This is a genomic window from Candidatus Nitrosotalea sp. FS (assembly GCF_011319475.1).
Classification (GTDB): Archaea; Thermoproteota; Nitrososphaeria; order Nitrososphaerales; family Nitrosopumilaceae; genus Nitrosotalea.
Window position 1 is genome coordinate 1 of sequence record NZ_RCMC01000154.1, and the last position, 8255, is coordinate 8255.

Genomic DNA, 8255 nt, shown 5'->3' on the forward strand with positions numbered 1-8255 from the left:
CGACACTTTTGCTATTTCATTTAACATGTTGTCATTTTAGTGAATTAAATATTTAAAATCCATCTGCCAAAATTGGAAATAACTTTTTTCCAATTTTGGAAATCAGATAAATATAAAAAATTCAGATGATTACAAGGTCGGGTCTAGGAAATGATTTCAAAAGGTGGAGACTTGCTGCAATCCCTGAAAACAAGCCAGTATTTGGAAAAAACCAAAGTCGAATTGTCATTTACAGGAAAGTAAACTAGAGCCAAATTACCACACAATGAGAATTAAAATACAATTTAATTAGAGCNAATTTCAAAAGATCTGAGACATAATGCGACAATATCTGAAAACAAATTAGCTGGGAAAAACTAGATCCGAATTGTCATTTACAGGAAAACAATCTAGAGCCAAGTTACCACACAATGAGAATTAAAATACAATTTAATTAGAGCGCCTAGTCTTTGTGGAATAATGGTCTCTGAAAAAATAGTCAGGTTTCAAAACAAGAACAAGGACTTGAATCAATTAGCACAGCAGATAATCTCGTTATTAAACCAAGATGGGTACAAGACACAGATGACCTCTAACTCACCAGTAGGGATTATAATCCAGGCAACAAAGGCAGGCATTCTAAGGGATATCATAACAGCAGACAGGGCATTTACCATAATGATAACAGGTGAGCCAAATGACTTTGCAATACACATAGGAATTGGAAAATTCATACAAAATATTGCAGTCATTGCGGCAGAGGCATTACTCTTGTCAGCTCTATTTCTTGCAGTTGNCTATAGGTTAGCCATCAAAATTTTTTATAGCAATACATCTGTCTACACATTCTGCTCAACCCTTTCGGGTACCATTATAAGGGAATACTAGTGAAGGTTCCAAAGAAGCCCGGTAGTGTAGCGGTCAAGCATANATCACTGCAGACAGGGCGTTTACTATAATGATAACAGGAGAACCAAATGACTTTGCAATACATATCGGAATTGGAAAATTTATACAAAATATTGCAGTCATTGCAGCAGAGGCATTACTCTTGTCAGCTCTATTTCTGGCAGTTGACATTCCAGAGATGCTCTGGACAAGACATGTAGAAGGCGAGATACTAAAGAAAATAACACAGATGATAGGTTAACCAAAATTCTTTATCGTAAATTGTCTTTTCACATACATTCTGCATATCCGTTTTGGGTAACGTTATAAAGGAATGCAAGACAAGGTTCCAAAGAAGCCCGGTAGTGTAGCGGTCAAGCATAGGGGCCTTTGGAGCCCTTGACCCCAGTTCGAATCTGGGCCGGGCTATAATCTACACATAATGCATGCCTGGCATAACAGGCGGCCCATGTGAGGAAATAACGTTATTCCAACCAGTATAGGAACAACAATTAGCAAGAACGGTATCGCAGCAAGTACTATTCCAAGCATTAGACAGTTTCGGGCCTTTTTTGGGTCGTCCTCTCGTATTACAAAAAATGCGATGATACCCCCAATGACATTAAACAAAATGGGAAGTAAGAACCAGAAACTGCTACGTCTTTTTACCTGCATGACACCATATTATAGCGACAGTCCAATTTAAAGGAAATTTTAGGAATCAAGTTTTTAGATATATGAGAACACCAACGTGTAGTACGCTTGATTCTAAAACTAGTAATACAAGTTAGTACATTATTAGTACATGGAGTCATCCATAAAAACAAAGAAGCAAAAAGAAATGCCAGAATTGCGTCCTGAAATAGAGGAAAAGATCAGAGCAATCGAGTCTGGCAAAGTAAGCGGTAAGAAATACACGCCAGGTGAATACATAAAACATATCAAGAAAGTTTTAGAAGACTAACCCGTGTGGTTTATCCAGCCTTTTGATAATACAATAGAAAAAAAGATAAAGAAATTCAAAAGTGACAAGCCGTTAATTAAGAATTATGAGACATTTATTGAAGAGTTGAAGGTTGNAATCAAAATCAGATATGAAGCCTATTGCACCAATTCTATGGTATCTTTAGAGCGGATTATTGTCTTTGCAGCTTCTTTTGGCATTGATTTTGGGAATAATATCTCAAACCCAATGACATGTCCCTTATCATCCAAATCAACAAACCTGTCCTCTCCTAGCGATATTGTCTCCTTGATGTATTTTTTATTTGGGGCTACACTGACATACAAGACATTTGCCTCTTTATCGTATTTTATTGAAGCCATTTTGTACTAGTGCACAATGTTTCTTGCAATATATAAGAATGAACAGAACCCTTTTTATCCGAATTTACAATACAATGATTATCCAATGGAGACTAGAACAGTGTCACATCATGAGATTGAAAAACTCTTGAAAGAATTTAGAGTCTACAAACGAACTACTGATAAAGAGATACGCGCACTTCACTTGCAGATTACAAGAGTACAGAAAATTGTAGAAAAATCAGTCATAAAAGAAGACATGCCAGATGAATACGAGATCAAGGCAATAAAGAATTTCGAAGCCAAGAAATCTAAGAAATTAGACTATGTACCACTAGAATCGTTAAACTAGTTAATTTGACTATCAAAGTTAGCATCAGAAAAGATATTGCCGATAAAGTAGATAGATTTCCAAGCGATCTTAAGAAAAGGATCAAAGATACATTAAAAGAACTTGAACGAGATTGGCCAATGACAAGATTAGACATAAAGAAATTAAAGGGCTACAACAATCATTACAGAATTCGTGTTGGTAATTATAGAATTCTCTTTTTCCGTGAAACTGGAGAAGCACGTGTTTATGACATATCAATACGAAGTGATGCGTACAAGTAAATTTCGTTATAGAATATAGTATTAACGAAGAAAGTAACTCAAACACAACAAAATTGATCTTTATTGATTTTCATTAGTTCCATCCCAATCTAATGCAAGATATTTCACACATAATGCATGCCTGACATAACAGGCGGGCCCATGTGAGGAAATAACGTTATTCCAACCAATATAGGAACAACAATTAGCAAGAACGGTATCGCAGCAAGTACGATTCCAAGCAATAGACAGTTTCGGGCCTTTTTCGGATCGTCCTCTCGTATTACAAAAAATGCAATTACACCCCCAATGACATTAAACAAGATAGGAAGTAAGAACCAGAAACTGCTGCGTCTTTTTACCTGCATTGTACCATAGTATGGTACCAGTCTAATTTAAAGGAAATTTTGAAATTAGACATCAAGTATCATCATAGAATTTCATATTTTTCTTCATTGTTTCAAACTCCATGTCAGATTTTGACTTGTCATAATAAAAGGGCGAGCCAAAGATTCAATCTTTTCCATAAATCATTTTGTGATCTCCTACCCTAACTAATTCGATGGTACATTTATCGTAACTAACCTTGAAAATTATTCTATCACCATGACCTAATTCATATGCATATACTCCCATAGATTGTTTATAGACACCTAATGATTCCGGTCTTTCAGCATCAGCAAGTTGTAGTAATGCATTGTCGACTCTCTCTTGTCTGACAGAACCCAGTAATTTGTATTGTTTTTTGAATTTACTTTTTATGTCAAATGCCCATGATGAATCCATGACTTGTTTTTCAATGATGTGTATAAAAGAAGTAATTTGTATTGTTTGTGAGTCTATGATTTACGACAAATGTTGTTTTTTCAAAATCTATATTTAAAGAACTATTTTCACTCGATTTCGGAATTGACAGCTTTTAATCCGCCTTCAGGTCTTTTATGAGATCTTTGACATTCTTGAAATGTTTTGGTTTTTCTTTACCAGATGAATATTCTTTGATGTCGGATATCTCCTCTGGTGTGAGATCGTCTTGTTTCTTGGTTTTTGCAGAAGACTGCATATTCTGAGTTAGTGCTTGCTTCTAATAATGTTTTAGAATGAATGCTCTTGTGTAATTCATCTCATTGGTTAATTATACTAGTTTCAGTCCCTTTTTCATCTACTTGAAAATGATCATCTAACCATGCCCAAATTTTTTAATATCAAATCAATATGATACTATCATGTCGTTTAGTATAGGTAGTAAGTTCTTTGTAGGAATCAATCTAGGATGGTTTGAGGACAAGTATGGCTATGACTTGGGCCGCTCTGAGTTTAGCGATGGTCCACTGTGGACATATCCGCCCACTGCATCAATAACTGCAAACCTTGCAGTACCAAACATTCCCCAGGGACAACCATATCTATCACAGCATCCAGAGGCCATTGAAAATTATTTTGCCAAAGTCAACGGAGTAAACATCGTAAGGCTTTGGCTGTTTGAACAATTAGAAGGACTGGTATTTACAAAAGATGGCAACAACAACCTATCAGGCATAGATCCAGAATTTATCAACAATCTTGTTGCAGTACTTGATACAGCAAACAACCACAACATCAAGGTATACCTTGCACTGTTCAATTCATGGGATACCAACAGTTCTCAGCCCTCAGGACTTGACCCATCAAGGATTCCAAAATACCAAGAATTGTTTTCTGCAAGAAAGCAAATAATACTAAAAATAATGCAAGACCCAACTGACTTTTGCAATAACGTACTTGTTCCACTTGCAAATGCAATAAAGGACAAGCCTGCACTTTTTGCTCTTGACATCATGAATGAGCCAGAAAGCATTACAGAGGCAAACATGATCACACAGCAACAACTAAAGGTCTTTGTGGAAAAAGTTGTCCAGGCAATATCTCCATCTGGAATCAAGGTTTCAGTTGGCTGTATGCGAAAAAACATATCAATGTCGTTTTCGTCTTTTGTAGATTTTTCTGACTTTCATGCATACAACAACCCAAATGTTCCCCCTCCAAACAGTCCCCCAACAACAGGAGCCCAGGCAAGGATTGGCACATACAGTCCATCTGATTTTTCAAGCAAGGCATGCATACTGGGCGAATGCGGGTATCACCCAAGCTCAAGCCCATATGATATAGCCCAAGAGACTGCCACATTACAGGATTTTTTGCAATCTGCAAATAGTTCAGGATATGCAGGCGCACTTGCCTGGCGTTACCAAGATTACAAAAATCCAGATGGCGTACTACAAACAGTCTTGAGCTTTGCAAATACAGGACCTACAATTCAAGATACAGGAACTGTAAATGCCACAAACGGAACCACAAATTCAAACACTGGTACCACAAATCCTACAAAGAAGGGATGTTTCATTGCAACAGCAGCACTAGATTCTGAGATACATCCTCATGTCCAGTTCTTGCGGGAATACAGAGACAAGGTACTGCTAAAGTCATCGCACAGAAAACAGTTTGAAAAGATATTAGACTGGTACTACAGTTGCAGCCCTCCTGTTGCAGAGGCAATGAACAGGGACAAGAATCTAAAGCGCGTTATAAAATACATGATCGTATACCCAATAGTTCTTTCGCTAAAGATACTGGTAAAATTACTTGGAGACGAGCTAAAAGATTAAAAATGCAAACAGTTCATACAGAAATTCTTCTTGGATATCTAGGTTTTCAGTTTAGCCTTAATTTTATCTAGAATTCGCTCTGCTCGTCTGATCGCATCTTCTGCATCTTTATCATTCATAAGAGTTGGCTGATACTCTGATTCATTTTTCCTGCCCATCAATCCACTAAACTGCTTTTTCACATATTCGAATTCATCATTGGTTAAAATTCCTTTTATCAAGTTAAGAACATCCGTATGCTGTCCAGATGAACGTTTTCCGCTATAAAGAGTAGTTAGTGCATCAAGAGTGTTAATTGAGCTGTGTACTGCATTCATTACTGCAGTATCATACGCTGTCTCTTTGAGGGCAATCTTGGCGATTCGTAATGCGTTTTCTGCTTTTATTAGATAATTTTTGGCCTTGTTTTGATCGACAGATCTTGTCATTTGATTTTCTCCAATTCTAACCCTGTCATATGAATATGGTCAGACAATATGGAATGTATTAAATCACCCTTTTTTTTAGATAGGAATTCTTTCTTGGCAAATATTATTGGAGACACTCTTGTGTGAAAACCAAGTGCAATATCTTCACTTGCATTTGCGATCACTTCAATAGCATAATCAAAATCATCGGATATTACTAAAACATCTATATCACTATCTTCTTTTTCTGTACCTTTTGAAACACTCCCAAAGATTACAGATGATATGATTTTTTTTGTATTAAGATGCCCTTTTAAAATTGAAATGACTTTGTTAAGTGTCTTTTCCTCTGCTTGAAGAATTGGTTCTATAATTTCTTTTAGCACATAGCTTTTTTCATTTAATGAGATCTGATGTGCTCTTCCTACGGGTTGTACTTGTACAATACCAAACTTTTCTAATTCTGTCACTGTTGTTGATACCTCTGGATGTGAAGCACCTGCATCTTGTGCAAGACTTCGAATAGTAAAGATTCTGCCTTTATAGTGCACCAAAACGCGAAGTGTACTTATGGCTATTTTGTTTCCAAGTACTTGTTCTAGGTATTTATGCAGTTTCATATATGGTAAATATCTCTACCATATGGTAGAAATTTCTACCATATAACTTTTTAGGAGATTCCAATGTACATAATCANGTATTAATCACCACGTTAAACCCCTCACTTGATTTGAGCCTAGTTGAGATGATTGAAGCAATGGAACCAAACAGAATCGAGCCAGTAATTGATGCAAATACTACAAGAGGTATGGTTAACACATTAAACTCGACCTGCTTGAAAAACAACGGGTACCCAATTGCAGTAATCATTGCTGCAGAAACAAGTCCGATTATTCCAATGGTATACACATTTGATAAAATATACTGAGCACGGGTAAACGGACCAACCAGTATCTGCTCAAACATTCCATGTCTTCTATCATTCCAGATTATTATTCCAGAGATCAATGTGCTGTTCATGATATTGAACCCAATCATCCCTGTTGCAATAAATGCCGGATAGTCAAGTGTCTTGGAACCAAAAGGAACTTGATGAATCAGTGCAGTATATGCAAAGCCTGCAACGAAAATGTAGATCAATGGAAAGATTATCTGCCAAATGACAAACCCCATGTTAAGCGATATCGTAAGATTTCGGTTGACAAGGCGGATTATCTCATGCATTGGAACTTTTCACCACTGAGAGAAATATCTCTTCCAAGCTAGTAGGAACCACGCTCAGGTCCTCTACTGTAATACCATTTGAGGCAAGTATCTTCAAGACATCCTGCAGGACCTGCTCTGACTGGCTAGAGCGTACTGTAATCACAACACCAGAATCATGCTCAATGGTACAACCAGGTATACCAGACAATAGAGTCGAGATGTTTTCTTGTTCAGATACATGAATCTTGATTGTCTTTTCCCGTCCAAACTTGTTTTTTAGCTCATCAGGAGTATCAACTGCAATTATCTTGCCCTTGTTGATTATTGCGATATCATCACAAAGATATTCAGCTTCTTCTAAAATATGTGTTGTAAAAAATATCGTCAGTCCATCTTTTACTTTGGATTTTATAAAATCAAGCAGTCCCCTTCTTGCAGACGGGTCAAGACCTACTGTTGGCTCGTCCAGAAATAACAATTCCATATCATGCATGAATTCACGTGCAACCTGCACTCTTCTCCTCTGGCCAATTGACAGGTCATCATTCTTTTTTTTTCTGATATCAACAAGATCAAACGCAACAAGTAATTCTTCCACGCGATTCTTTCGTATTTTTTTATCGACATTCCACATCATGCCATATTTTTCAAGCGACTTTTCTACACTCAGAGTAGGCTCGTAGCTTGGCTGCTGTAGTACAACCCCGATCTTTTTTCGTATCTCAAGTGGTGACTTGGTACCATCAATTCCCAAGATGATCATCTTGCCCCCATCAGGAGGAATCAGTGTAGTAAGCATCTTCATGGTGGTTGTCTTGCCTGCACCGTTTGGTCCCAAGAATCCAAAGATCTTTCCCCGCTCTACCTTTAGATCGATGCCATCTACTGCAGTGAAGGAACCGTATGATTTTGAAAGCGAGTTTACCTCTATACTGTACAATACATAGAATCTTTTTCTCTCACTAATCTATCTACTGAAATTTTAGTATCACAAACATTAATCAAAAAAAGATCGCTTGTCTAAAACAATTTTTATATCGTACACATTCCATCAAGATTCCGTNTCGCTATTCCAAAACAATTTTTATATCATACACATTCCATCAAGATTCCGTTGTCAGAATTTGATTCATTGTTAAACAAATTACTAGAGCAAAAACCCGATATCACAAAAGCACAGATTGATGAGCTTATCCAAAGAAAGAAAGAAAAGATCGGTGCAGGCTATCTT

12 protein-coding genes, 1 tRNA gene and 1 pseudogene are annotated in these 8255 nt (G+C 36.9%); 5 read left to right on the plus strand and 9 right to left on the minus strand.

The window, feature by feature from the left end:
- The first annotated feature begins 1223 nt into the window (after positions 1 to 1223).
- Positions 1224 to 1296, plus strand: a tRNA-Gln gene (locus DYY66_RS05430).
- On the opposite strand, the gene DYY66_RS05435 is transcribed toward DYY66_RS05430, so the two are convergent.
- Positions 1294 to 1542 (minus strand): hypothetical protein, encoded by a 249-nt coding sequence (locus DYY66_RS05435; RefSeq protein ID WP_166286881.1) that lies wholly within the window; start codon positions 1540 to 1542, stop codon positions 1294 to 1296. The genes DYY66_RS05430 and DYY66_RS05435 overlap by 3 nt on opposite strands.
- 130 nt (positions 1543 to 1672) lie before the next feature.
- Here DYY66_RS05435 and DYY66_RS05440 point away from each other — a divergent pair, with 130 nt between their 5' ends.
- Positions 1673 to 1831: a hypothetical protein gene (locus tag DYY66_RS05440; RefSeq protein WP_166286887.1), complete on the plus strand. Its 159-nt coding sequence runs from the start codon at positions 1673 to 1675 to the stop codon at positions 1829 to 1831.
- 137 nt (positions 1832 to 1968) lie between these two features.
- Here DYY66_RS05440 and DYY66_RS05445 read toward each other — a convergent pair whose 3' ends face one another.
- Complete coding sequence (locus DYY66_RS05445) at positions 1969 to 2193, minus strand: DUF2283 domain-containing protein (protein WP_166286889.1); 225 nt, start codon at positions 2191 to 2193, stop codon at positions 1969 to 1971.
- A 100-nt stretch (positions 2194 to 2293) separates the two neighbouring features.
- On the opposite strand from DYY66_RS05445, the gene DYY66_RS05450 reads away from it, so the two are divergent.
- Entirely contained in the window at positions 2294 to 2524 is a 231-nt protein-coding gene (locus tag DYY66_RS05450; RefSeq protein ID WP_166286891.1) for a hypothetical protein, read from the plus strand.
- A 5-nt stretch (positions 2525 to 2529) separates the two neighbouring features.
- Complete coding sequence (locus tag DYY66_RS05455) at positions 2530 to 2787, plus strand: type II toxin-antitoxin system RelE/ParE family toxin (RefSeq protein ID WP_166286893.1); 258 nt, start codon at positions 2530 to 2532, stop codon at positions 2785 to 2787.
- Positions 2788 to 2891: 104 nt separating this feature from the next.
- Here the strand turns inward: DYY66_RS05455 and DYY66_RS05460 are convergent, their stop codons facing one another.
- The 3 genes from DYY66_RS05460 to DYY66_RS05470 form a co-directional block, all read right to left on the minus strand.
- Positions 2892 to 3134 (minus strand): hypothetical protein, encoded by a 243-nt coding sequence (locus tag DYY66_RS05460; RefSeq protein ID WP_166286895.1) that lies wholly within the window; start codon positions 3132 to 3134, stop codon positions 2892 to 2894.
- A gap of 145 nt (positions 3135 to 3279) precedes the next feature.
- The gene (locus DYY66_RS05465; RefSeq protein WP_166286897.1) at positions 3280 to 3552 is read right to left on the minus strand and encodes a type II toxin-antitoxin system RelE/ParE family toxin; all 273 of its coding nucleotides are present in this window, start codon (positions 3550 to 3552) and stop codon (positions 3280 to 3282) included.
- A 133-nt stretch (positions 3553 to 3685) separates the two neighbouring features.
- The gene (locus DYY66_RS05470; protein WP_166286899.1) at positions 3686 to 3829 is read right to left on the minus strand and encodes a hypothetical protein; all 144 of its coding nucleotides are present in this window, start codon (positions 3827 to 3829) and stop codon (positions 3686 to 3688) included.
- A gap of 163 nt (positions 3830 to 3992) precedes the next feature.
- Here DYY66_RS05470 and DYY66_RS05475 point away from each other — a divergent pair, with 163 nt between their 5' ends.
- Entirely contained in the window at positions 3993 to 5411 is a 1419-nt protein-coding gene (locus DYY66_RS05475) for a CFI-box-CTERM domain-containing protein (RefSeq protein ID WP_166286901.1), read from the plus strand.
- Positions 5412 to 5449: 38 nt separating this feature from the next.
- On the opposite strand, the gene DYY66_RS05480 is transcribed toward DYY66_RS05475, so the two are convergent.
- From DYY66_RS05480 to DYY66_RS05495, 4 genes and pseudogenes are all read right to left on the minus strand, one after another.
- The gene (locus tag DYY66_RS05480; RefSeq protein ID WP_166286903.1) at positions 5450 to 5839 is read right to left on the minus strand and encodes a HEPN domain-containing protein; all 390 of its coding nucleotides are present in this window, start codon (positions 5837 to 5839) and stop codon (positions 5450 to 5452) included.
- A complete protein-coding gene (locus DYY66_RS05485; RefSeq protein ID WP_166286905.1) occupies positions 5836 to 6288 on the minus strand; it encodes a nucleotidyltransferase domain-containing protein in 453 nt (150 codons plus the stop codon). Before DYY66_RS05485 ends, DYY66_RS05480 begins: the two co-directional genes overlap by 4 nt.
- Before the next feature lie 227 nt (positions 6289 to 6515).
- Positions 6516 to 7042, minus strand: a pseudogene (locus tag DYY66_RS05490) (ABC transporter permease); the annotation flags it as partial.
- The gene (locus tag DYY66_RS05495; protein ID WP_166286907.1) at positions 7035 to 7964 is read right to left on the minus strand and encodes an ABC transporter ATP-binding protein; all 930 of its coding nucleotides are present in this window, start codon (positions 7962 to 7964) and stop codon (positions 7035 to 7037) included. The gene DYY66_RS05495 and the pseudogene DYY66_RS05490, both read right to left, overlap by 8 nt.
- Between the last annotated feature and the right edge of the window lie 291 nt (positions 7965 to 8255).

Excerpts from the sequence above, each read along its gene's own strand:
- DYY66_RS05440 (WP_166286887.1), top strand. The coding sequence starts at position 1,673 with ATGGAGTCATCCATAAAAACAAAGAAGCAAAAAGAAATGCCAGAATTG.
- DYY66_RS05445 (WP_166286889.1), bottom strand. The coding sequence starts at position 2,193 with ATGGCTTCAATAAAATACGATAAAGAGGCAAATGTCTTGTATGTCAGT.
- DYY66_RS05435 (WP_166286881.1), bottom strand. The coding sequence starts at position 1,542 with ATGCAGGTAAAAAGACGTAGCAGTTTCTGGTTCTTACTTCCCATTTTG.
- DYY66_RS05480 (WP_166286903.1), bottom strand. The coding sequence starts at position 5,839 with ATGACAAGATCTGTCGATCAAAACAAGGCCAAAAATTATCTAATAAAA.
- DYY66_RS05465 (WP_166286897.1), bottom strand. The coding sequence starts at position 3,552 with ATGGATTCATCATGGGCATTTGACATAAAAAGTAAATTCAAAAAACAA.
- DYY66_RS05460 (WP_166286895.1), bottom strand. The coding sequence starts at position 3,134 with ATGCAGGTAAAAAGACGCAGCAGTTTCTGGTTCTTACTTCCTATCTTG.
- DYY66_RS05475 (WP_166286901.1), top strand. The coding sequence starts at position 3,993 with ATGTCGTTTAGTATAGGTAGTAAGTTCTTTGTAGGAATCAATCTAGGA.
- DYY66_RS05470 (WP_166286899.1), bottom strand. The coding sequence starts at position 3,829 with ATGCAGTCTTCTGCAAAAACCAAGAAACAAGACGATCTCACACCAGAG.